A 23,559-nucleotide genomic window follows, 5' to 3' on the forward strand; every position below is an offset into this window, starting at 1 on the left:
GGCTAATGTGTGAGCTGCGTGGGGTCGAGTGCCGAGCGCGGGTTATCACACCCCGTTTCCGCACCGCCGCTCGGACGGCTGAGCTAGGCCTGATGATATGAGCGACACCGGGCATGCGCAAGGGCGTCGATGCCTTCAGGCCGCTGTCCCAGGTGGTGGAAAGGCCCGCTGGCCACGCCTTTCACAGCCCTCCACTGTTACCACAGGTCAGCTTTCTCACCGCATTACACGACACGCAGTGAGCGCTTTCGTCGACAAAGGACATCGACCACAACCTCTTGGCGAGTGTGTGGATACCGTATAGGCTCGTCGGCGGCCGACCGCAGTCACGCGCGGCGGTGGTCGGCGGTCGACCAACGGGGGTAAAGCATCTGATGACGTCGGCGTGACCGGCGACTATGCGATCACGCGTGCCGGCGATCCTTGTCGTCGTGACGAAGACGGGCGCCAGCGCCCGGGTGACGCGACCGACGGTGCTCGGGCAATCCTCCAGCGGCGACCCTCAGGCCCTTCTGCGCGCCGCCCATCTGACGTGAAGGACGCCCAGCCATGTCATCCACGCTCGCCGATTTCGATGCCGCGATCGCCACGTACGCCATCGGGTCCTTCGACGACACCACCCTGCTGCCGGAGGCCGGGATCGACTCGCTGTCCCTGCTGCGTCTCGCCGTGCGGTTCGCCGGGACGGAGGACGCGGAGATCGACGCCGCGCGACTCGTGGAGATCCGCTCGGTCGGTGACCTGAAGGCGTGGCTGCACCAGCTCGCCTCGACACCGTCGAGCGGTGGCGCGCCGAGCGACGGGAGGTAGCGGCATGCCACACCCGTCGCAACCGCCCGCGCTGCCGATCACCGAGTCGCAGAAGGGCCTCCTGGTCATCGACAGCTGGCTGCCGCGCCGCGAGATCTACAACCAGATCATCCAGCTCGACGTGGCACCCGCGCTCCCGTTCGAGCACATCCGGAACGCGCTCGCCGAGGTGGTCGCCGTACAGCCGGCGTTGCGTCAGATCTTCCAGCTGCGGCCGGAGCTGGGTGCGCGTCTCGCGGACCCGCCATCGCCGGCGGACCTGCCAATCGAGCGGGTCGTGGTGGAGACGGCGGAGTACGAGCGCGCGACCGGCGCGCTCGTGGAGCGTCTCGCCAGGCAGCCCATCGAGCTGACGGTGGGGCCCGCGTACCGGTTCGGCCACCTCAGCACCCGCGACGGCACCGGCGCGCGGATCCTGCTCTGCCTGCACCACGTCGTCTGTGACGGCCTGTCACTCGGTCCGCTGGTCCGCGATCTCGAGGCGGCGCTCGCCGGCGACCGCCCCCGTACGGCACCTGAGGCGCTGCGGACGGAGCGGGAGCAGGCGCTGCTGCGGGAACTCACCGCGCAGCAACGCGCCAGTGCTCCGGACCGGGTGCTCCCGCTGGTGAAGACGTGGGCGGAGCGCCTGCGTGCGGTGCCGCCGCTGGTGCTGTCACCGCGCCCACACCGGCCGACCGAGCCCGGCTACCGGGGCGAGCGGATCGCGTGGACCCTCGACGACCGGGAGACCACCGCCTTCGAGGAAACCTGCCGCGCCCTCGCGGTCAGCCCGTTCGTCCTGCTCACCGGGGTCTTCGGTGCGGTAGTCGCCCGACACGGTGGGGTGCCGACGGTGTTGATCGGCAGCCCGTTCAGCGCCCGGCGCACGGTGGGTGCGTTCGATCTCTGCGGCTACTTCGTCAACACCCTGCCCATCACCGTGGACGTGACGTGGCAGAGCACCGTGGCGGAGTTCCTCGGCACCTCGGTGCGCGCGGCTGTCGATTTCTGCCGATCCTCGGCACACGTGACGTTCAACCAGGTCGTGGCGGAGGTCCAGCCGGACCGGCCCGGCAGCCGGAACCCGCTGTTCGGCTGCATGCTGGCGATGCAGGACACCCATGAGCAGGCCACCGGCGGCGCGGTGACGGCGGTACGGGAGCCCGCCAACGGGTGGGCGAAGTTCGACCTGTGGCTCGGCGCCACCCGGGTCGACGGCCGCACCTGGCTGCTGGAGCTGGAGTACGACACGGCCCTGCTCGCGCCGACGGTGGCCGAGGGCATCCTGCACTCACTGCGCACCGCGCTGAACCGGGCGGCGGAGGACCGGACCCGACCGCTCGCCGACCTCTTCGTGGACTTCCCACCGCCGGCCGCGCCGCCACCGGCGCACGTCCGCCCGGCGGAGCACCGCACGCTCCAGGAGTGGGTGATGGCCACGGCACGCCGGCAGCCCGGCGCGGTGGCCCTGGCGGAGGAGGGCAAGCAACTCACCTACCAGGAGCTGGTCGCGGCCGCCGGACGCGTCGCGGCCGGCCTGCGTCGCTCGGGAGTCACCGCCGGCGACGTGGTGGCTGTCGCCACCGACGGGTTGTGCGACACCATCGTCGCCGTCCTGGGAATTCTCCGCTGCGGCGCCGCCTTCGTCTCGCTGGATCCGGCCCTACCGGAGGAACGACTCGCGACGATGGCGCGGATCGCCCGCTGCCGGATCGTGGTCGGCAAGGGGATCGACGTGCCGGGGGTTCGCACGGTGGACCCGACGGAGTTCGTCGCCGACGGGCCACAGACGATCCCGACGGACGCCGAGGCCCATCCGGCCTACGTCATGTTCACGTCCGGCTCCACCGGCGTGCCCAAGGGCGTGCTGATGGGCCAGCGGCCACTGATCAACCTGGCGACGTGGCAGCTCGACGCGCTGCGGCAGGACGAGAACACCCGCTTCTTCCAGTACGCCCCGATGAGCTTCGACGTCTGCTACCAGGAGATCCTGCCGACCCTGGCGTCGGGCGGCACCGTCGTCTCGCGGGAACCGGCCGACCGCCGCGACTTCCCCGCACTGGTCAGGCGGGTCGCCGACACCCGGGTGACCCACCTCTTCCTGCCGGCGGCGGGGCTCCGTCCGTTCGCGCTCTCCGCCCTCGGCCTGCGGGCGTCGCTACCGCACCTGCGCTACGTCTGCGTCTCCGGGCAGCAGCTCGTGCTCGACGACGACATCCGACGGTTCTTCACCGGGTTGACCGACTGCGCGCTGGTCAATCTCTACGGGCCGACCGAGACCAACGCGGTCACCGTTCATCACCTGACGGGCGACGCACGGCGCTGGCCCAGCCATGTGCCCATCGGGCGGCCGATGCCCGGCGTCGTCGCCTACGTGGTCGACCAGACCGGGCATCTCGCACCGCCCGGCGTGCCCGGCGAGCTGTATCTCGGCGGCGACTGCCTCGCCGAGGGCTACCTCAACGACCCCGAGCGGACCGCCGCGGCCTTCCTCCCCGACCGGTTCGCCGGCACGGCGGACGCCCGGATGTACCGCACCGGCGACCTGGTGGCGCGCGACGAGGACGGCGTCCTCGTCTACCTCGGGCGGCGCGACACGCAGGTCAAGGTGCGCGGCCACCGGGTGGAGCTGGGCGAGATCGAGACGGTGGCCAACGGCGTCGCGGACGTGCGGGAGGCGGTCGCCGTCGCCCGGCCCGCCGGCAGTGACGTGGAACTTGTCCTGTTCGTGCACCCGGAGGACGGCCGGCGGGTCGACCACGCGGCGGTGCGGGCCCAGCTCGCCGCCGCGCTTCCCGGGTACATGATGCCGGCCTGGATCTTCGACCTGAGCTACGTGCCGACGTCGGGCACGGGCAAGACCGACCGGGCGGCGCTGGCCGCCCGCGCCGACGGGCTCGTCGCCCAGGCGACCGCCGACCGACCCGACCGCGTGCCGACGTACGCCGACGAGACGCAACGGGAACTGGCCGCGCTCTGGGCGGACATCCTCGAGGTCGACACGATTCCCGCCGACGTGTCGCTGCTGGACTGCGGCGCTCACTCGCTCAACGCGTTCGTGGCGTTCGCCGAGATACAGCATCGCTTCGGTGTGACAGTCGACGTCGCCACGTTCTTCCGTAACCCGACCGTGGCCGCGCTCGCCGACCTCGTCCGCGCCCGGGGCGCGACGGCGAGGACGTGACCCGCTGATCCTGGCGCGACCCCGCCTCGGCCTCTCCCCGCTGTCGAAGGGATCCGGTAATGACGACGCGTACGCTCTACGGTTGGTTCGCCGCCTCGGTCGCCGCGAACCCCGACCAGGTGGCGCTGGAGGTCGGAGATCTCGCGTTGACGTACGCCCGGCTCGACGCGGTGGCCGCCGACGTGGCCCACCGGATGTGTCGGGCGGCGGACGGCGTGCCGGCGAGGGTGGGGCTGCTGACCTCGCGCGGCGCCGTCGGCTACGTCGCCTACCTCGCCGCCCTGCGGCTCGGCGCGGTGGTGGTGCCGCTCAACCCGAACGCGCCGGCCGTGCGCAATCTCGACATCACCCGCGAGGCCGGCGTCACCCTGACCGTCCTCGACGAGACATCGGGGGCGGGCGCGGCGGACTTCCGCAAGGGTGCCGACCGGGCGCTGCTGGACCTGTCCGGGTACGACCTCCGCGAGGCGGGGAGCCGGCCGGAGGCCGCCGGCACCCCGGCCGTCTCCGTCGGCGACGACGACGGCATCGCGTACATCATCTTCACCAGCGGCACGACCGGGCGGCCCAAGGGCGTTCCGATCGTCAACCGGAGCATCCACGCCTACCTGTCGCACGTCATTGACAGGTACGCGCTCGGCCCCGGCTGCCGGGTGAGCCAGATGTTCGAGATGTCCTTCGACGCCTCGCTCCTGGAGATATTCGGTAGCTGGGGCTCGGGTGCCACGTTGTGCGTGCCGACCGCCGCGGAGGTCTTCACACCCGTCCGGTACGTCAACGCGCGGCGGCTCACGCACTGGATGTCGGTGCCCTCCGTCATCTCCTTCGCCAAGCAGCTCAGAGGGCTGGCGCCGGGAAGCATGCCGACAGTGCGCCGGGCGGTGTTCGGCGGCGAGACGCTCACCGTCGAGCAGGCCGAGGCGTTCTCCGCCGCCGCGCCGAACGCCACAGTGCACAACACCTACGGCCCGACGGAGATCACGGTCTTCGTCACCGACTACCAACTGCCCGCGGATCGCACGGCCTGGCCGGAGACGTCGAACCGTTCGGTGCCGATCGGCGCGTTGTTCCCGGGCATGGACTGGGTGCTCGTCGACGACCGGCAACGGGTGTCGGAGCGCGACGGCGAACTCTGCGTCCGCGGTGTGCAGCGCTTCGGCGGCTACCTCGATCCGGAGCAGAGCCGAGAGCGGTTCGTCTCCGTCGACGGGGGTGTGGCCAGCACCTACGACGGGACCAGGGCGCTCGTCGCGGAGGACTACTACCGCACCGGCGACCGGTGCCGGTTCGACGGCGGCGAACTGGTCCACCTGGGCCGAATCGACAACCAGGTCAAGATCCGTGGTCACCGGATCGAGCTGGGCGAGATCGAGGCCGTGCTGCGTCGGCACCCCGGCGTGGTGGCGATGGTCGTCGTCGCGGTCACCGCGTCCGACGGCGAGGTCGAGCTGCACGCCGTCCACACCGGCGACGAGGTGTTCGCCGAACAGTTCGCCGACCTTCTCGCCACGCTGCCCGCCTACATGCATCCCCGACGGTTCCACCATCGCGACTCGGTCCCGGTGACAGCCGTCGGGAAGGTGGACCGGAAACGCCTGACGGCGGAGCTCGCGCGCTGATCGGGTGCTGATCCGCGCGGAATCCCCGTCCGACCGGAAGAAGGAGCAGATGAGCGCTCAGCCCACCACGACCAGTCCCACAGTGCTCCAGGACGCTCTCTGGTGGATCGGGCAGCGCGCGCGGGACCGGGCCGTCTACAACATCACCTGGCGCCTGGCGGCGTACGAGCCGATCGACGTCGCCGCCCTGAAGGCGGCGTACCAGCAGCTCACCGACCGGCACGACGCACTGCGGATGTCGCTGCGCCGTCGGGACGACGCGCTGGAGCTGGTGATTCCGGCACGGGTCGAGGCGTCCGTGCAGGTGATCGAGTTCGACGACCCCGGCGAGACACCGCCCGACGTGCTGTTTCAGGCCGTCGCCGAGGAGGTGCACGGCCGGGAGATCCCGCTCGATCGCGCGCCGCTGGTGCGCCTGGTCGTGGTCCGGGTGGCCGACCGGTACGAGCTGCTGGTCGTCGGGCATCACGCGGCCGTCGACGGCTGGGCGCTCAACCTGCTCCTGGACGATCTGTCGCAGGCGTACGGGGCACGCGCGCGGGGCAGCCGCCACGAGTTCGGCACGGCGGCGCCAGGCTTCGCCGAGTACGCGCGGGAACAGACGTGCGGCCACCCGGAGGATCGCTGGCGCACGAGCCTCGACCACTGGCGCAAGGTGCTGGACGGCGCGTCGGCGGTCACCGTACGCCCCGACCGCGACCAGCACGCCGGCGTGGGTTCGGAGGGCACGACGCTGCGGTACGACTTCAGTCCGCAGGCCACCCACGGGATCTCGACACTGGCCCGGCAGGCCGGCACCACACCGTTCTCGGTCATGCTGGCCGCGCTTCAGATCGTGCTGGCGCGCGGCGGTGCCGGACCGGACGTGACGGTGGGCGTGGTCGTCGCCAACCGGATGAGCCGACGCGACCAGGCACTGGTGGGATATCTGGCCAACACCTGCGTGGCGCGCTCGTTCGTCACCGCCGAGGACACCGTCGCCGACGCCGTCTGCCGGGCCCGGGACAACCTGTGGGAGATGATGGGGCACCAGGCCGTGCCCTATCCCACCGTCTTCGCCGCTCTCCCCGCCGCCCTCCAGACCGAACTCGGCGGCACACCCCCGATCCTGCTGAACTATCTGGGGCCGGTGAGTGATCTGCGCCTGGGCACTGCGGAACTGTCCATCCGGCCCAATCCCGGCCGGACCGCCCGCACCGACCTCGCTCTGACGTACTGGGACGACCGGGGCGGCCTGGTCGCCGAGGTGGAGTACGCCACCGCGCGGTACGACGAGCGGACGATGCTGGCCCTGCTGCGTGACCTCGACGTGGTGCTCGCCGAGGACCCGGGAACCGCTCTGCACTCGATCCGGGTGTCGACCCGGTCCAGCCGACGCCGCCCGAGCCCGGTGGCCGAGCCGTCGGCGCGCACGGACCTGTCCGAGTCGGCCGCCATCGGCCTGGTCTCCGATGCCTGGGCCGAACTGCTCGGCTATCCCCCGAACGATCTCGACGAGGACTTCTTCGCGAGCGGCGGGCATTCGCTCAACGCCGTCCAGTTCGTCGCGGCACTCGCGGAGCGGGCGGACGTGCGCCTCGACCTGGCCGCCTGGGTGGCGACCCCCACCGCCGGCCAGATGGTCCACCAGCTACTGGGCGCCGAGCCGCCGACATCGGCGCCGAGCACGCTGGTGTCCCTGGTGGAGGGCGGTGACCGGCACCTGCACCTGATCGGCGGCGCCGGTGGCACCCCGAACGACTTCCGGGAGATCATTGCCGCACTTCCGGCCGGCTGGCGGGTCACCTGGTCGCAGGAGCGCGAACCGCTGGACTCCGTGCCCGCCATGGCGCGGCGGTACCGAACCGACCTGGACGCCGCCGGGGCCCGCCCGGACGTCATCTGCGGATGGTCGGTCGGTGGGTTGATCGGCTACGAGATGCTCGTCCAGTACGGCGACGCGGCTCCGGCCCTGGTGCTGATCGACTCTCCGGCGCCGATCGGTTACCCCACCGGCGCCGACGCCACCCGGTGTGAGCTGCACGATTTCGTGACGTTGGTCTGTTCGTCGCTCGGGGTCGCCGGCGCGATGCCCCGCGTGTCTGGCGACGAGGTTCCGCTGACCCTGCTCGCCCTCGCCGCCCGGCTGCGCGCCAAGGGGCAGGCCGTCTCCGCCGACGTCCTGTTCGACAGGTGGGCGGCGTACCGGCGGCAGTCGACTGCGGGAGCGGCGTACACCAGCGCCGCCACCGTGACCGTGCCGGCGGTGCTCGTCGACGCCGAACTCACCACCGCCGACACCCGGGCGTGGGCCGCCCGGCTGCGACCCGCGCCACGGACCGTCCGGGTGGACGGCGACCACTTCGGCGTGCTTCGTGGGGTACCCGCCAGCCAGGTCGCCGACGCGATCGCGGCGCTGTAGGCAGCGCCGGGGGTCACCCACTGGTCAGCGTCGGCGCGGGTCGGGCGCTGGCAACGCCCGCCGATCGACCTTGCCGTTCGACGTCAACGGAAGCGCGTCCAGGAACACGACCTGCGCGGGGACCATGTGTCGCGGCAGCTTGCCGGCCAGGTGCTCGCGGACGTCCCGCTCGGTCAGGTCGGCCTCGGTCACCACGTACGCCACCAGGCGTTTACCGCTCTGCGCGGCGCCCTGGGCGACGACGACGGCGGCACCCACCCCGTCGTGGGCGAGCAACGCCGCCTCGATCTCGCCGAGTTCGATCCGATGCCCATGGATCTTGACCTGGTAGTCGCTGCGACCGAGGAACTCAAGCGTCCCGTCCGGCAGGTATCGGGCCAGGTCACCCAGGCGGTACAGGCGCTCGCCGGTGCCCGGGTGCGAGATGAACGCCGCCCGGGTCGTCTGCTCGTCCCGCCAGTACCCCATCGCCACGCCGACTCCGCCGACGTGGAGGTCACCGGCCACCCAGTCCGGACGCCGCCGCAGCCCAGCATCCAACACCTCGAACCACTGGTTCGACAGGGGCCTGCCGTACGGGATGCTGGGTTGCGAAGGGTCGACCTCCCGGATGACGTGGTGGATCGACCAGATCGACGCCTCTGTCGCGCCGCCGAGGCTGACCAGTTCGATCCCCGGCCCCGCCAGCGCGCGGATGCGGTCCGGCAGGGTGACCGGAATCCAGTCGCCGCTCAGCATCGCCAGTCGCAACGACGGCGGGAGCTGCGCTCGGCTGGCCACCGCGTATCCGACGAGCATCTCCATCAGCGCGGGCACCGTGTTCCAGAGCGTGACGTCGTGGCGCTGGAGCAGCTCCGCCCAGTGCCACGGTGCCCGGCTGGTGCCGGGGTCGGGCATCACCAGGGCGCCACCGGCGGCGAGCGGACCGAAGATGTCGTAGACCGACAGATCGAAGCTCAGCGGCGTCAGGGCCAGCACCCGATCGGTGGGACCGACCTGGAACCGCTCGTTGATGTCCAGCACGGTGTTCACCGCACCGCGGTGGTCGATCATCACTCCCTTGGGCTGCCCGGTCGAGCCCGACGTGTAGATCACGTACGCCAGATCGGTGATCTGTTGCGCCCGCCGGGACACCGACGCGACCTCGCCGACCAGCATCGCTGCGTCGACAGTGACCACCTGGACGGCCGGGGGCCAGGGCAGGCTGCCGGCGAGCCCGGCGTCGGTGACGGCGATCGCCGTGTCGGCGTGTCGCAGCAGGTGGTGGAGACGCTCCTGCGGCAGATCCGGATCCACCGGCACGTAGGCGGCACCGGACTCGAGGATGCCCAGCGCCGCGACGATCTGCTCCCACCCCTTGTCCAGGACGATGGCCACCAGCTCGTTCGGCCGGACACCCAGGTCGCGCAACCGGTCCGCCAGAACCGTCGCGGCCGTGGCCAGCTCGCGGTAGCTCACAGTGCGGTCGCTTGTGATCACCGCCGGTCGGTCGGGCCCGACCCGCGCCTGTTCCCAGAACATCTGGTGCAGCAGTTGCCCGTCGACCGGCTTCGCGGTGTCGTTGACCCGACGTCGGACCGCCTCCTGCCGCGCGGGCAGGCGGACCTCGACGCCGACCTCCGCAACATCGATCGCGTCTGCCCCGTCGACCGCGACCGCCCCGGCGAGTTGGGTGAGCACGTCGACGAAGCTCGCCATCATGTCCTCGGCGAGATCCGGCACGAGTACCGCGTCGACGGTGTCCCAGGTTATCGCCAGCTCTCCGTCCTCGTCCGCGATGTCACAGCCGAGTAGCAGCCCGGGGGCGACCCGGCACTCGTAGCCGACCACACCGCCGCCCAAAGTCCAGCCGGACAGGCCGGAGCGGGTCACCCCGTCCCCCACCCGACAACTGAACTGCACACCCAGGGTGTCGGGCGGGTCACCGTCGGCCACCTCATCACCCGCGTGCCCCCGGGCGGCGTCGCCGCGCAGCCGACGGTTCAGCTCCCCCAGCCGGGCCCCGAACGACGTGGTCGGATCGGCGTCGAGCAGCAGCGCCGCGGCACGCCGGCCGTCGCCCGGCCCGGCCCCCTCGATCAGGTTCACCGCGAAGCTCGGCGGCGTGCACCACAGACCCAGCACCTCTGCGAACACCTGGGCGAACAGCGCCCGGGGCGACACGCCCAGCCGCGACGCCTGAGCCAGCAGCGCGTCCGACAGCCCGCCGGCAATCCGGTGCCGGCGCCGTACGGCCACCGGGCGCGCCGGGAACGGGGGTCGGGCGAGGGGCAGTTGGGGGCCGGAGCCAACTGGGTCCGGCCCTGGCCGGTGCGGCCGGCGCGGCTCCGGCACGCCGGGCGGCGTGATCCCGCCCGGTGCCCCGTCACATGTCCCGGTCAGGTACAGACGTCGCAGCTCCTGACCGAGGCGCTCGGTGCGGTCGGCGTCGATCGTCCGGTCGTCGACGACGATGTGGATCCGGGCGAGCCGGCCCGCCATCATCGTGACCCGCGCCTCGATCGCGGCACCCGGCCCCGGGTACGTCTGCTCGCCGAGCAGCTCCTCGCGGACCTGGGCCAGCCGCCGATCCCGCTCGACCTCGGTCTCCTGCCGAACGTCGAGCACGACCGGGCCGGGCTCGGTGGTGTCCGTGGCCGGCCCCGCCGAACCGGCGGCGGCGGACACGACAGCAGGCGACAGGGCGTGCCGGCTCGCCAACCGCCGCCACGCCACCGCGAAGGCGTCGACGTCGAGGTCCCGGATGTCCACTTCGAAGTAGGTGCGGGCGACAGCGGCGGACATGGCGGTTCAGCTGCCGAAGCGGTCGCGGAGGTCCGGCCAGACGTAGCGCAGCTTGGCCGGCGTGCCGGCGAGCCGCTCCGGATCACCGCCGGGCGGATCGACCATGGCGCGCTCGACCGAGCGACCGCCCTGCGCCGTGTAGAAGGCCTGTGCCGCGACGTTCTGCTCCAGCACCCACAGGTACATCGAGACGCCTGCGCCGTGCTCCAGCACGGCCCGGGCGGCACTGGCGATCAGACTGGCCCCGATCCCGCGCCGCTGGTGGTCGCGCACCACGTGCAGGTTGTCGACGAGAGCGCCCCACTGCTCGTCGTCATCGAAGACCACGTGCACGAAACCGGCGGTCTCGGCGCCGACGTACGCCATGATCGTGGCGCTGCCACCGCCACCGGCGGCCAGCCGCCGTGCCCACACCGCGCGTCGGTCGGACTCCACGTCGCCGTCGAGAAAGGCGTCCGAGTACGCGCCCCGGTAGAAGCGGCGCCAGCTCGCGGCGTGAATCATCGCCACCTGCTCGGCATCGCTTGCCGAGGCCAGCCGATACGACACCGCGGACGGACCTATCACCACCACATTAGCCTCCGAACATGATCGATGCCAGAAAGGACTCTAGCCGATCTGGCAACGCCCGAACAAAGACCTGCGGGCATTCGGACGGATCCACCACAGATATCGACGTATGTACAACCGTGAACGCCAACGGGTACAGTGGCTCCGCAACGAAAGCTCGATCCACGGGGGAGCGATGCTGCGTCAGTCATGCCCGATGCCCTCGCCAGGTTGCGGCCCAGGTCGACAGGCAGGCCCCGGGGCCACCTGATGGAACTTCGCCGCTCACCACTACACGAAGATCATTTTCGGCAGGGCTGCCGGATGACGGAAACCGACGGCTGGATCATGCCGCTCGAGTTCTCCGGCGTATTCAGGGAGTACCAGGCTCACCGCCGGAGTTCCGTTATCTGGGACGCGTCGAATCTCGGTTCGATAAGAGTCAGCGGACCCGGCGCTCTCGACCTCCTACAGACCGCGTTCACAAATGATTTGCGACGCTGTGAGGTGGGGCGGAGTCAGTACACTTTCCTGCTTTCCGAGGTCGACGCGGGAATCATCGACGACCTCATGATCTGGCGCGTCGACACCGAGCTGTTCTACCTCACCCCGAACAGGCCCGAGCCGGTCCTGCGGGCTCTCCGGCAGCTTCGGAAGCACGACCGTCATCCGCCGTGCGACATCGAGGACGTCTCCTCCGACCGGGTGCTCCTGGCCTTGCAGGGGGCGCAGGCGAGGGAACGGATGGCGGAGCTGGCCCCGCCCGCCGCGACGATGCCGGCGCTGCGCGTACGAAGAATGACGCTGGCCGGCGGCGACGCCCTCGTGGCGACGACCCGGTTCGGCGGCCAGGTCGGCTTCGAGCTTCACCTGACGCCGCCAGTTGCCCGGACCGTCTACCGCACGCTCGTCGCCCGCGGAGTCGCGCCGGCCGGCCTGGGCATGCGGGAGACACACCGGCTCGAGTCCGGCATCCCCCGCTACGGCTTCGAGTTGAGCACGGCGGTCACCCCGTTGGAGACGGGCAGTTCCCAGGCGGTCAGCTTCGGCACCGACTTTCTCGGTCGGAGCGCGCTGCTCGCCCGGCGGGAGCGGGGCGCCCAGCGGCTGCTGCGCACGATCGTCATGCGCACCCGCCAGGTGCCCACCGCCGGCAGTGACGTGCTGGCCGGGGACGAGCGGATCGGGCAGGTCACCAGCGGCAACTTCTCGCCCCGCCTGCACCGCGGCATCGGGTTCGCCTTCGTCCGTCCCGAGGAGCCACCCGGCAGCGAGGTGACCGTCCGCACCCAGCGAGGTGGCGTGGCCGCCGAGATCGTCGCCACGCCGATCGAGTTCGAGGCGGCACGATGACTGCCACCGCCGAGGCCAGTCCGGTCACCCCCATCGACATCTTCGATCCGATGTCGCCGGCCACCCTGAAAGATCCCTATCCCGCCTACGCCCGCCTGCGTGACCGCTGTCCGGTCGGGCTCCTGGAGCCGCTCGACATGTGGGTGGTCGGCCGTCACCCTGACGTGCGGAGCATCCTCTCGGCGCCGGATTCGTTCTCCGCCGCACTCGCGTTCGGCAAGGACTCCTCCCTCAGCGATCCGCGGGACCCCACCCCGCGCCGCCTGAACCTCAGATTCGCCGGCGACTCCGGCGGCGTCGTCTCGTCCAGCGACGGAAGCGAACACGTCCGGCTCCGCCGCATGGTGGCCAGAAACCTCGCCAAGCCACAGCTCGACGCGCTCGATGCGACGGTCGGCGACCAGGTACGGCGGGTGGTCGCGCAGCTCGCCGGCCGTGGCCCCCGGTTCGACGTGGTGAATGATCTCGCCAAACCGGTGGCGGTGAAAGCGATCGGCCGGGTCATGGGCCTGAGTGACGAGGTCGCCGACACGCTGGCCGCCTGGGTCGACCTCACGTTCCGGTCCCTCGACCCGGGCGACGAGCTGTCCACGGCAGCCGCCGAGAAACCGCTGATGCGGAGCAACCTGGCCTCCTTTCGGGCGGTGACGTCGTTTCTCGGGCGGGCGGCCGCCGACCCGTCGATCAGGTCCAACTCGCTGGTCGAGACCTGGCGGCAGGCCGACACGCCGAAGGCGCGCGAGGAGGTCATCCTCGCCGTCCTGCAACTGTTCCAGGCCGGCTACGAGACGATCGTCTCCGCCCTTGGCTACTTCGTCGACAGGTTCCTGGTCGACCAGTCCTCGTCACTGCTGCACCGGACGGCGTCGGATCGTCTCGCCGACGTCATCGACGAGGGAATGCGGTTGGCGTCGCCGGTACGGGCCACCTTCCGCGTCGCGGTGGGTGACCAGATCGTCGACCGGACCCGCATTCCCGACGGCGCGATGGTGATGGTGCTGATCGCCTCGGCGAACCGAGATGACCGGGTCTACAGCGATCCGGACGAGGCCCGCCTGGGCCGGCCAACGACGAGCCTGGCCTTCGGCGCGGGTCCGCATCGGTGCCTGGGCCGGGCACTGGCCCACCTGGAACTGCGCCACGTGCTGACCACCCTGCTCGCCTCGACCAAGAGCCTCTCGGCTGACGGCGCCGCCCAGACCAGCGCGAACATCCTGAAGGCCAGCTACGAACACCTACCGGTACGGGCCGAATGGCGCTAGCTGAGCACCGCCCCGACGTCGTGGCACAGCCAGCACAGCGTCCGGCCCGCGCCGGCGCGATCGTCATCACACGAGCGACGAGGGAGTGGATCGGATGCGCGTAGCGTTCATCGGTGCAGGGCTCATGGGCGCACCCATGGTGGAGCGAGTCATCGAAGCGGGCCACCAGGTGGTGGTCGCGTCCCGCGATCCGGGCGCCGGCCGGAGTCCTGGTCCGTGGTGGCGGACCCCGGGGCCGCAGCCGCCGACGCGGACGTGGTGTGCTCGATCCTGCCGGACTCCGCCGAGGTCCGCTCGGTCGTCGCGGCCGTGCTGGAGTCGGCCCGACCGGGCACGGTGCTCCTGGAGATGACCACGCACTCTCCGGACGTCGCCCGCGAGTTGGCGAAGGAGGCCGAGACGCGCGGCATTGCCTATCTCGACTGCCCGGCCGGCGGCGGGGTGCTGGCCGTACGCACGGGCACCCTCGCCATCTGGGTCGGCGGGTCGGCGGAGGCCCTGGAACGGGCGCGTCCCGTGCTGCACGAGATCGGAGATCCGGCGAAGCTGCGTCACTGCGGGCCGGTCGGCGCGGGGCTGGTGGTGAAGCTCGTCAACAACTACCTCGTCGCGGTCAACGCCATCGCCTCCGGCGAGGCGCTCGCGATGGTGCGCGAGGCGGGCGTGGACGTGCGGCTCGCGATAGAGGCGATCACGTCCGGCGGAGGCGGCGCCAACGCCCAGTTGGCGAACCTCTACCCCAACCGGGTTCTCGCCGGCGACTTCGCCGCCGGATTCAAGCTGGGCTACATGGTCAAGGATCTGCGCCACGCGTCCGACCTCGCCGGGCTCACCGGCGTGCCGACGCCCGTCGGCCAGGCGGCCGCGAAACGGATGGACGAGGCCCGGGCCGCGTACGGCGACGCCGTCGACTTCGGCTCGGTGGCGCGACTGTACGGCTGGTAGGGCGGTCCACCGGGCAGCGGCGGCACCCGGCGCCGCCGCTGAATTCGTCGACTGGGAGCAGAGGAGCCACATGGCCTGGGAAGTGCGGGAAGCGCGGGACGAACACGACGTCCGGCGGTGCTGGCCGGTGTTCCGGGAGTTGCGCGAGAACATCACCGTCGAGGACGACTTCGTCGATCGGTGGAAACGCCAGCGCGACGAGGGATACCGGATCGTCTTCATCGAGCGTGCGGGCGAGGTGCAGGCCGTGGGGGGATTCCGCATCCTCCACTCGATGGCGTGGGGACGGTTCCTCTACCTGGACGATCTCGCCGCGCTCACCGACCAGCACGGCGCGGGGCTCGGCACCGCCATCCTCCGGTTCGTGCAGGACGAGGCCCGTCGCGAGGGCTGCGCGGCGGTCCACCTCGACACGGGCTACCAGCGGCACCGGGCGCACAAGGCGTACCTGCGCAACGGCTTCATCCTCAACACGCACCACCTCGTCTGGGAAGTCGACGGCGCATGAGAGCCCTACTGGAGCGGCACGCGGATCTTGCCCGCCGCAGGCCCGGTGAGCCAGCCATCAACTATCAGCGCGAGCCCCACATCGGTGTCACACTGACCTGGGGCGACCTGTGGAGCCGCGCCGAAGAGATCCGGACCGCCCTGGTCCGCGGCGGGGCCCGGGGCGACCGGGTGTCCGCCCTGGTCCTGGCGGATCACCCGGACCTCATTCCCACGCTCCTCGCCCTGTGGCAGCTGAACAGCCCACCGGTGCTGCTGGACGTCAGGTGGGGCGCCCGGCTGACCGGTTCGGTGCTGGCGCACAGCACGCCGGAGTTCGTGGTGGAGATCGAGCCGGCCCTGACCGTGACGCCCACCTCCCCGCCGGGATCGACCGAGCCGCCCCCCGCCGACGCGGCCTTCATCGGCTACACGTCGGGCAGCACGGGCGATCCGAAGGCCATCGTCTTCACCCACGAGCGACTCCACGCGGGCACCCTGGGCAACGCCTCGGCGTCGACCCGGCTGCGCGGTGAGCCGCCCGCCCGGATCGCCCGTTCCATGCGGATGTCCGGCTCCGGGGTGATCAATCTGCACCACACCTGGGCCGCCGTCCTCGGCGCGTGCGTGGTGGTGCTGCCCGAGCTGACCGTGTCGACCGCCCGGGACTACTGGTCCCGGCTGGAGTCCCACGGCATCGACCAGATGTTCCTCGTCCCCCAGCTGATCGAGGTCGTGAACCGGTTCGCCGCCGACCGGGACACCTCCGTTCCGGGTCCGCTCTGCTTCACCGGGAGCGCACCGCTGTCGCCGCGCACCCAGGACCGGTTCCAACGCCGCTTCGGGGTGCCCCTCTTCAACGCGTACGGGTTGTCCGAGACGATGTCCGCCGCCTTCTTCGGCCAGCTCGGACCGGACGGCCTGGCGACCAACAGCATCGGCGTACCGGAACGGGCGACGGCGCGGCTGCGCGGCGCCGACGGCCAGGTCGTGACCGGCCCGGGCACCGGCGAGATCGAGCTGACCGGGGACCAGATCTTCCAGGGCTACTACCGGAATCCGAGCGCGACGGCCGAAACGCTGGTGCAGGGGTGGCTGCGGACCGGCGACATCGCCCACCGCGACGCCGACGGGTTCTACCACCTGGTCGGACGGAGCAAGGACGCCGTGATGAAGGGCAGCTACGCGATCTACCTGAACGAGGTGGAGGAGGCCATCTGCGCCCACCCGGACGTCCTGGAGGCCGCTGCGGTCGGGGTACGGCTCGCGGACAGCACGGAGGACATCGGATGTCTCGTACGACTCAGCGACGCCGGCACGGCCACCGCCAGCGAGCTGACGGCCTGGCTACGGGAGGAGCTCGGTGTGCAACGCGCGCCGTGTCGACTCGTCCTGACCTCCGAACCGCTACCCCGAGGTGGCCAGGACAAGCTGGACCGCCCGGCGGTCATCGCGCGCTGGGACGCACTGCCCAATGTGCCACGCAGCCTGCGCGGCTCCTGGGCCGGTGCCGGCAGCCGGAGCTGACCACGTTCGCACCCGAGCCACGCCGCCCTGATGGAGAGCGATGATACTTCGCGTCACACATCTGACGATGGAGGCCGAGCTGAGCCGCGGTCTCGCGCTCGCCGCCGAGCTGGGCTTCCAGCTCGACTTCGTCGACGAGGTGGCTCTGCCGGCGGCCTTCGAGGGCATCGAAGGGCACGCCCACCGGCTGCCGCTGGCCGTGCTCGCCGCCGCCGACGGGTTACGGCTGGAGGTCGTGCGGCACCGCCGCGACACCGGTCGGCCGAGTGCCTACCGAGCCGTCTTCCAGGCTCCGCCGCCCGCCGACGCCACAGTGCTGGCGGGCAGCTCGGCCGCCGCCGACGTGCTCCGGCTCGCGGGGCTGCTGCGGACGCCCACGTGCGTGTCCCTGCCGGCGGCCGGCGGCGGCGAGGCGTGGTTCGACGCGTCGCGGTCCGCCGGTGCGGGACTCGGCGGCCTACTCTGCCCCGTCGGCGACGTACCCGCCGAGGTCGACTTCTGGTCGGCGTTCGCGAAGGCCACCTGGCGTGGGGTACGAGCCGACGCGGCGTGGGGGTCGATTCCCTCGCCCCGTCCACAGCCCCGATGCGAGCTGGTGTTGACCCGCGGGGCTGACGACACATCGCCGTACTCGATGAACGACCTCGGCTTTCCCTCGATCGGCGTCTACAGCACGGCGATCGAGAGCGACTGCGAGCGTGCCCTCGCCGCCGGCGCGAAGCTCCGGGCGGCCCCCATCGTCACGGAGATCAATGGCAGACGGTTGCGGATGGCGTTGATCGAGTCGCCGGGGGGCGCCCCGATCGAACTGCTCTGCGTGCACCGGGACGCCGTGAAGGAGAAGCTCGGATGACCGACACCGCTGACAACTCCCCGCTGCTGAGGTTCGGCAACCGCCTGCGGTCCAAGATGGCCGCCGGCCCGACCTACGGGCTCTTCCTGGTCAGCGGAAACGCCACGCTGGCGGAGGCGGCGGCGTACACCGGCGCCGACTGGGCCATCATCGACATGGAGGCGGCGGCGATGACCAAGGTCGACGCGCTGCACCAGGCGCAGGCGTTGACCGGCACGGAGGCGGCCGCCCTGATCCGGGTGCCGAGCCTCGACCGGCACCAGATCGAGTACGCACTCGACCTCGGCGTGGCGGGCGTGATGGTGCCGAAGGTCGAGCAGGCCGGCGATGCGGAGCTTGCGGCGCAGTCCTGCCGATATCCGCCCGACGGCCACCGGGGCGTCAACCCGATTCGGGCGAGCGCCTACTACCAGGGTTCCCAGCAGTACTTTCGATCCGCCAACCGCGAGGTGCTCTGCATCGTGCAGATCGAGAGCCGGGAGGCGCTCCGCAACGTCGACAAGATCGCCCAGACCGTCGGCGTCGACATGCTGTTCATTGGCGCCGGCGATCTCGCGATGGATCTCGGCCAACCGGGCGATCCCACCGGGCCGGCCTTCGATTCGGCACGCCAGGCCGTCCTGGCGGCCTGCGAGGCCGCGGGCAAGACCGCTGGCATCTTCGCGCAGAGCCCGAAGCTGGCCCGGACGTACGCCAAGGAGGGCTTCCGGTTCATCTGCGTCGGCAACGAGGTCGGCTTCTTCGTGCAGTCCGCGGCGTCGACCGTGAACATGCTGCGCAGGTAGGGCGGCGGCGAACCAACGCGCAAGGAGGGTGTGGTGAGTCAGGTCCAGATGGTCGATCGCGAGCAGGCGAAGTCGAGGCGGGTCATCTCCGAAGGAAAGATCAGGAAGGTCGTCGACTACTTCGGCGGCGCCGCTGCGGCCGGCGGTGCCCAGGCATACCTGGTGGAGCAGAAGAACTACGTCACTCGCGCCCACTTCCACCCCACCGACCAGTTCCAGATCCTGCTCGGCGCCGAGGGATCGCTGTTCGGCCGGCGGCCGGTCAGCGCGCTGGAAGTGCACTATGCCGACGCCTACACCGTCTATGGGCCACTGGTCGGCGGAGATCCGCCGCTGCGCTACTTCACGCTGCGGGCGACGCCGACCGACGTCACCGAGTACATGCCCGAGGCGCGGGAGCGGCGGCGGGAACGCGGCGGTCGAAGCCTGTCCCGTCGGCTCGAGCCGACCGCCCGCGTGGCGCTGGGGCAGGCGGTGTACTCGCCGCTGCTCGACGACGACGGCCACCTCGGCATCGCCGAGATCAACGCGGGTGCCGACGCGACGGTGTCAGTTCCCGCCAGCGGTCCGGTAGGGCAGTTCGTCTTCGTCGTCGAGGGCACCCTCCGGTGGCGGGACGGCTCGTACGGGCCGGAGTCGGTCGGGTGGCAGCCGGCCGGCGAGCCCGGGTTCACCGGGACAGCGGGGCCGGCGGGCGCCAGGTTGCTGACGCTGAGGTTCCGGGACCGCGCCGGTGCCGAGACACCAGACGACGGCCGGGACGGTCCTTCGGCCGGGCTCGCGGAAGGACGAGCGGATGACTAACGCCACGCTCACCGAGGGCCTTCACCCTGACCTCCGCCGAGCCGCGCGGCTCTACCGCCTGGTGGACCACGCGGATCCGCTGTCGGTACGCCGAGAGTCAGCCCGCCGGATCCGGGTGGCCAGGGCAGCGGGCCTGTGGGCCGGCGAGGACGCCGAGGTGAACGTCCGGGACCTGCGCATACCGGGCGGCCCCGGGTACGACGTGGGCGTACGGATCTATCTGCCGACGGCCGGGCAGGCACCGCATCCGGTGGTGATGTTCATGCACGGCGGCGCCTTCATCTCCGGTGATCTCGACTTCGAGCATCCCCGCTGCCTGGAGATGTGCCGCGAGGCGCGGGTGGCGGTGGTGTCCGTCGACTACCGGCTCGCGCCCGAGCACCCCTATCCCGCGGCCCTGGACGACTGCCTGCTGGTCTACGAGTGGCTGTGCCGAGGGGAGGCGTCGGGGATCGATCCGGCCAGGATCGCCGTGGCCGGGTCCAGCGCCGGGGGTGCCCTCGCCGCCGCGCTCTGCCTTCGGGCCCGCGACGCGGGGCTGCCCCCGCCGAGGCTGCAACTGCTCCTGTATCCGGTCCTGGACGATCGGCTACGGACGCCCTCGATGCTCGCCTGCACCGACACTCCCGCCTGGAACCTCGCGAACTGCCGGCACATGTGGCACCACTATCTCGGGCCGGTCGGGCAACGACGCCAGGTCTCCGCCGAGGCCGCTCCGGCCCGGGCCACCGACCTTGCCGGGCTCCCCCCGGCGTACGTCATGGCCGTCGAGTACGACCCGCTGCGCGACGAGGGCGTCGAGTACGCCCAACGGCTCACCGCCGCCGGCGTCCCGACCGAGCTGCACCAGTTCCCCGGCACCTTCCACGGCTTCGACACCCTGGCGGCCGCGCCCGTGTCGCTACGGGCCCGCCGCGAGCACAACGAGGTCCTGCGGGATGCCCTGAGATGAGACCCCAGCTCGTATGTCGTCGAGACGTCGGCGACCCGACCCGAAGGAAGAGACGTGTCCTCCGAAGCTGAGTTCATAACGGCCGCGCTCCAGTTCCTCGACGAGATCGGCGCGGACACCTCCGAGGTGGAGGCCGACACCCACCTGTTCGACAGCAACGTGCTCGACTCGCTCGGGACGCTCGCCTTCCTCGACTTCCTCGAGCAGCAGCGCGGCAGCGACATCGACCTGGACCAACTCGACATGGATGAGATCGCCACGCTCCGCCGGGCGTACCGGTTCACCGGCGGCTACGAGCCGTCCGGCGTCGCACAGTAGTTGACCGCACGATTTCCAGAGGAGACAGCCAATGCGGATGTGGATCGACCAGTCGAAGTGCCAGAACAGCGGCCTGTGCGAGGAGGAGGCTCCCGAACTGTTCGCGGTGGGCGGCGACTTCCTCGCCTACGTGCGCGAGGGTGACGAGGTCCTCGACCAGCCCGGCGGCGAGGCGAGCCAGGCCGAGGTGCCCGATCACCTGGTGGGCCTCGCCGAGGACTGCGCGCGCGCCTGCCCGGCCAGCTGCATCCACCTGGTCGGCTAGCCGTGGGTCGCCGGTGGCCGATCGCCGCTGGCGGGCGCCGGTGAGCCCCGCCCCGCCACTGTCGCTGGTCACGGGAGCAACCGGGTTCCTCGGCTCGGCGATCGTGGCGCGGCTGCTCCGCCAGGGCCACTCGATCCGCTGCGTCGTCCGGGGGGAGACGGACGGCGACCGGGTCGGCCGGCTACGGGCCGCCCTGGGCGACCAGGTCGACGAGTGGTCCCGGATCGAGGTGGTCCCGGGCGACCTGTCGAGGAGCCGCTTGGGGCTGTCGGAGGCGGACTTCCGGTCTCTGGGTCGGGGTGTCAGCCACGTCGTCCACTGCGGTGCCCGGGTGAACATGACGCTGCCCTACGAGCCGCTGTACGACACGAACGTCCGGGCCACCGAGGATCTGCTCGACCTCGCGGCGGCGCTCCCGGCCTCGTTCGGCTACGTGGGCAGCCTCGCCGCGGTGGCCCGGGGCGTCGCGACCGAACCGTTCGAGCTGCTCGCCCCGGTGTCCGGCGGGTACGCGCAGAGCAAGTGGTCGGCGGACCGGCTGGTCAGCGTCGCCCACCAGGAGGGTCGGCTGGGCGCGGTCATCTTCCGGCCCGGCCGGGTCACCGCGGATTCCCGCACCGCCCGAGGCAACCCGGACGACCTGCTGGAGATGCTGGTCCGTAGTTGTGTGCGGCTGACGGCGGCGCCCATCCTGCGGACCCGGGTACGACTCAGTCCGGTCGACTGGGTCAGCGAACTCATCGTGGCGCTGTCCGGGGCGCCGGTGAGCCATGGGCGCGCGTACCACCTGATCTCGGCCGAGACACTGCCCTGGACCGGCGTGGTGGCGGCCCTGCGCCGCGCCGGTCACCCCCTGACCGAACTGCCCTACCCGCAGTGGCGGGCGCTGGCCATCGCGCACAGCGGCGAGGATCCCGACGTGGCGAGGCTGGCCAGTGCGCTACCGCCGACCGAACTCACGCTCGACGACCGGAGCCTGCCCGGCCCGATCAACGCGCGGCGGACGCTGGGCGGGCGGTTTCCGGGGCTGCCGCCCGCGGAAAGCCTGCTCGACGGGACGATAGCGGCCTGGCAGGCCACCGGCAGGCTCCCCACGCCGCTGCCGTGAGGACCAGCAACGCCGGCACGGTGCTCAGGCTCTCGGCCGCCGCTGGATGCGGGAGAGGCCGCGTTGCAGTCGCCAGGTGAAGGCGCGGATGTCAACTCCCGCGGCAACGAGGTCGGTCACCGAGTAGTGCGGCAGCTCGTCGAGCCGGTGGATCCAGCCGAGGCTCGCGCAGGTACGGGCGTACCGGTCGGTGACCGCCGCCGGCTCGGTGGCCGTACCGCCGTCCGGGAAGGGCGAGAAGACGTACGCCTCAGGATGCCGGTCGATGCCGAGGATGGCGGCTTGTGCGGCGCAGTGGGCCAGGTAGGCGCGCAGCAGCGGGACGGTGCGTGGGTCGAGCGCGACCGGGTGCCGCCGGATCGTGAGCGTACCGGCGTCAAGGTCGACATGGGTCCAGCGCAGGTCGCACAGCTGCGCGGGGCCGGCTCCGGTGGTGAGGGCGAGCCAGACGAACAGTCCCCAGCCGGGGTCGTTCGACGCCTCCGTGACGATGGCCGCGGCCTGCTGGTGGGTGGGGGACGGCATAGAGGCAATGTAGGCAGTGTGCGGCCCCGTTGAGGACACACCGCCGTGCGCACCTTGGCGCGCTACATCGTCCACACCGAGAGGGCTTGGCCGAACCGCAGGCGTTCGCGACATTTGTTCTCACTGCGGTTTCCGGATCAGACGAACGGGGCGAGCGTCATGGCATTGCGGAACGAGCCGGGGGCCGTGGCGCCGGCCACTGACGTCATCGTGCTCCCCGGGGCCAGGTCGGCCCAGGGGATAGCCAGCGGAGCCGGTGACACCTTCTACTGCGGTGATCTGTTCCTCGGCCACATCTACCGGGGAGATCTTCGGCGCCGTACCGCCGAGTTGTTCATCGAGGTCCCGGCCGGGCGGCTGTCGATGGGGATGTGGGCCGATCTTCGGCACGGGTTGCTGTTCGTCGGCGGCGCTCTGGGGTGGGCGTACGTCTACGACCTGGATACCGGTGCGACGGTTGCCACCTACCAGCTCGGTACCGTGGGCGATCTGGCCACCACGGTCGTCAACAAGGTCTTCGTCGCCGAGCGGGGTGCCTATTTCAGCGACTCCTCCAGCGCCGTCATCTATTTCGTGCCGATCGGCCCGGCCGGCGAGCTCGGACCGGCCAGCACGATCCCGGTGACCGGACCGGCGGCGGAGATCACTGGCGAGTTCAACCTGAACGGGATCATCGCGGCCGAGGCCGGAGAGCCGTTGATCATGTCGCACACGTCGAACGGCCGGCTCTACACCGTCGACCCGGCGACCGGTGCCAGCCGGCTGATCGAAGGCGTCGATGTGCCCGTGGCTGATGGCCTGGTGCTGGAGGGCAACCACCTGTGGGTGGTGCAGAACCGGATCCACCAGGTGTCCCGGGTGCGGCTGAGCCCCGACCTGTCCAGTGGGGTGGTCGAGGCGGTCATCACCCACGACGCCTTCCAGTTCCCGGCGACCGCCGCCCTCTTCGACGACTGCCTGGCGGTGCTCAACGCGAAGTCGGACACGGCGGAGACCGGAGACCCGCCGACGGCCGACGAGTACGAGGTCGTCATCGTCGAACGCTGA

The 23,559-nt window shown here is 71.2% G+C and carries 20 protein-coding genes and 1 pseudogene; 18 read left to right on the top strand and 3 right to left on the bottom strand.

The genetic code is table 11. The annotated features are described in order from the left end of the window. Window positions 1-549 precede the first annotated feature (549 nt). The 4 genes from JM949_RS01805 to JM949_RS01820 are packed head-to-tail and all read left to right on the top strand — an operon-like array spanning window position 550 to window position 7,996. Complete coding sequence (locus tag JM949_RS01805) at window positions 550-810, top strand: phosphopantetheine-binding protein (protein WP_203146711.1); 261 nt, start codon at window positions 550-552, stop codon at window positions 808-810. Window positions 811-814: 4 nt separating this feature from the next. Then, window positions 815-3,976 (top strand): non-ribosomal peptide synthetase, encoded by a 3,162-nt coding sequence (locus JM949_RS01810; RefSeq protein ID WP_203146712.1) that lies wholly within the window; start codon window positions 815-817, stop codon window positions 3,974-3,976. A 59-nt stretch (window positions 3,977-4,035) separates the two neighbouring features. After that, complete coding sequence (locus tag JM949_RS01815; protein ID WP_203146713.1) at window positions 4,036-5,595, top strand: AMP-binding protein; 1,560 nt, start codon at window positions 4,036-4,038, stop codon at window positions 5,593-5,595. A gap of 49 nt (window positions 5,596-5,644) precedes the next feature. Further along, window positions 5,645-7,996, top strand: coding sequence for a condensation domain-containing protein (locus JM949_RS01820; RefSeq protein ID WP_203146714.1), 2,352 nt, complete (start codon window positions 5,645-5,647; stop codon window positions 7,994-7,996). A 24-nt stretch (window positions 7,997-8,020) separates the two neighbouring features. Here the strand turns inward: JM949_RS01820 and JM949_RS01825 are convergent, their stop codons facing one another. Both JM949_RS01825 and JM949_RS01830 read right to left on the bottom strand, forming a co-directional pair. After that, window positions 8,021-10,780 carry an amino acid adenylation domain-containing protein gene (locus JM949_RS01825; RefSeq protein ID WP_203146715.1) on the bottom strand — a complete coding sequence of 920 codons (2,760 nt, stop codon included), beginning with the start codon at window positions 10,778-10,780 and terminating at the stop codon, window positions 8,021-8,023. A 6-nt stretch (window positions 10,781-10,786) separates the two neighbouring features. Then, window positions 10,787-11,329 carry a GNAT family N-acetyltransferase gene (locus JM949_RS01830; protein WP_309231956.1) on the bottom strand — a complete coding sequence of 181 codons (543 nt, stop codon included), beginning with the start codon at window positions 11,327-11,329 and terminating at the stop codon, window positions 10,787-10,789. Between the two features lie 270 nt (window positions 11,330-11,599). On the opposite strand from JM949_RS01830, the gene JM949_RS01835 reads away from it, so the two are divergent. The 13 genes and pseudogenes from JM949_RS01835 (at window position 11,600) to JM949_RS01890 (ending at window position 21,987) form a co-directional block, all read left to right on the top strand. Then, window positions 11,600-12,682, top strand: a complete 1,083-nt coding sequence (locus JM949_RS01835) for an aminomethyltransferase family protein (protein ID WP_255545481.1) — start codon at window positions 11,600-11,602, stop codon at window positions 12,680-12,682. Then, window positions 12,679-13,944 (top strand): cytochrome P450, encoded by a 1,266-nt coding sequence (locus JM949_RS01840; RefSeq protein WP_203146717.1) that lies wholly within the window; start codon window positions 12,679-12,681, stop codon window positions 13,942-13,944. Before JM949_RS01835 ends, JM949_RS01840 begins: the two co-directional genes overlap by 4 nt. Before the next feature lie 94 nt (window positions 13,945-14,038). Beyond that, window positions 14,039-14,128 (top strand): annotated as a pseudogene (locus JM949_RS39505) (NAD(P)-binding domain-containing protein); the annotation flags it as partial. A 35-nt stretch (window positions 14,129-14,163) separates the two neighbouring features. Continuing rightward, window positions 14,164-14,889 carry an NAD(P)-dependent oxidoreductase gene (locus tag JM949_RS38380; protein ID WP_203146718.1) on the top strand — a complete coding sequence of 242 codons (726 nt, stop codon included), beginning with the start codon at window positions 14,164-14,166 and terminating at the stop codon, window positions 14,887-14,889. Between the two features lie 70 nt (window positions 14,890-14,959). Then, entirely contained in the window at window positions 14,960-15,397 is a 438-nt protein-coding gene (locus JM949_RS01850; RefSeq protein ID WP_203146719.1) for a GNAT family N-acetyltransferase, read from the top strand. Beyond that, the gene (locus JM949_RS01855) at window positions 15,394-16,902 is read left to right on the top strand and encodes a class I adenylate-forming enzyme family protein (protein WP_203146720.1); all 1,509 of its coding nucleotides are present in this window, start codon (window positions 15,394-15,396) and stop codon (window positions 16,900-16,902) included. The genes JM949_RS01850 and JM949_RS01855 overlap by 4 nt, the downstream gene beginning before the upstream one ends. 67 nt (window positions 16,903-16,969) lie before the next feature. Then, complete coding sequence (locus JM949_RS01860; RefSeq protein WP_203146721.1) at window positions 16,970-17,755, top strand: hypothetical protein; 786 nt, start codon at window positions 16,970-16,972, stop codon at window positions 17,753-17,755. Beyond that, window positions 17,752-18,540 carry an HpcH/HpaI aldolase family protein gene (locus tag JM949_RS01865; RefSeq protein ID WP_203146722.1) on the top strand — a complete coding sequence of 263 codons (789 nt, stop codon included), beginning with the start codon at window positions 17,752-17,754 and terminating at the stop codon, window positions 18,538-18,540. The genes JM949_RS01860 and JM949_RS01865 overlap by 4 nt, the downstream gene beginning before the upstream one ends. 33 nt (window positions 18,541-18,573) lie before the next feature. After that, complete coding sequence (locus JM949_RS01870; RefSeq protein ID WP_203146723.1) at window positions 18,574-19,344, top strand: hypothetical protein; 771 nt, start codon at window positions 18,574-18,576, stop codon at window positions 19,342-19,344. Then, window positions 19,337-20,296, top strand: a complete 960-nt coding sequence (locus JM949_RS01875) for an alpha/beta hydrolase (RefSeq protein WP_203146724.1) — start codon at window positions 19,337-19,339, stop codon at window positions 20,294-20,296. Before JM949_RS01870 ends, JM949_RS01875 begins: the two co-directional genes overlap by 8 nt. Window positions 20,297-20,350: 54 nt before the next feature. Continuing rightward, complete coding sequence (locus JM949_RS01880) at window positions 20,351-20,614, top strand: phosphopantetheine-binding protein (RefSeq protein ID WP_203146725.1); 264 nt, start codon at window positions 20,351-20,353, stop codon at window positions 20,612-20,614. Window positions 20,615-20,645: 31 nt separating this feature from the next. After that, complete coding sequence (locus JM949_RS01885) at window positions 20,646-20,879, top strand: ferredoxin (protein WP_203146726.1); 234 nt, start codon at window positions 20,646-20,648, stop codon at window positions 20,877-20,879. Window positions 20,880-20,892: 13 nt separating this feature from the next. Then, window positions 20,893-21,987 carry a thioester reductase domain-containing protein gene (locus JM949_RS01890; protein WP_203146727.1) on the top strand — a complete coding sequence of 365 codons (1,095 nt, stop codon included), beginning with the start codon at window positions 20,893-20,895 and terminating at the stop codon, window positions 21,985-21,987. Between the two features lie 24 nt (window positions 21,988-22,011). Here the strand turns inward: JM949_RS01890 and JM949_RS01895 are convergent, their stop codons facing one another. Next, window positions 22,012-22,512: a site-specific integrase gene (locus JM949_RS01895; RefSeq protein WP_203146728.1), complete on the bottom strand. Its 501-nt coding sequence runs from the start codon at window positions 22,510-22,512 to the stop codon at window positions 22,012-22,014. A 186-nt stretch (window positions 22,513-22,698) separates the two neighbouring features. Here JM949_RS01895 and JM949_RS01900 point away from each other — a divergent pair, with 186 nt between their 5' ends. Continuing rightward, entirely contained in the window at window positions 22,699-23,559 is an 861-nt protein-coding gene (locus tag JM949_RS01900; RefSeq protein WP_203146729.1) for a hypothetical protein, read from the top strand.

It is taken from the genome of Micromonospora tarensis (assembly GCF_016803395.1).
In the GTDB taxonomy this organism is placed as follows: domain Bacteria; phylum Actinomycetota; class Actinomycetes; order Mycobacteriales; family Micromonosporaceae; genus Micromonospora; species Micromonospora tarensis.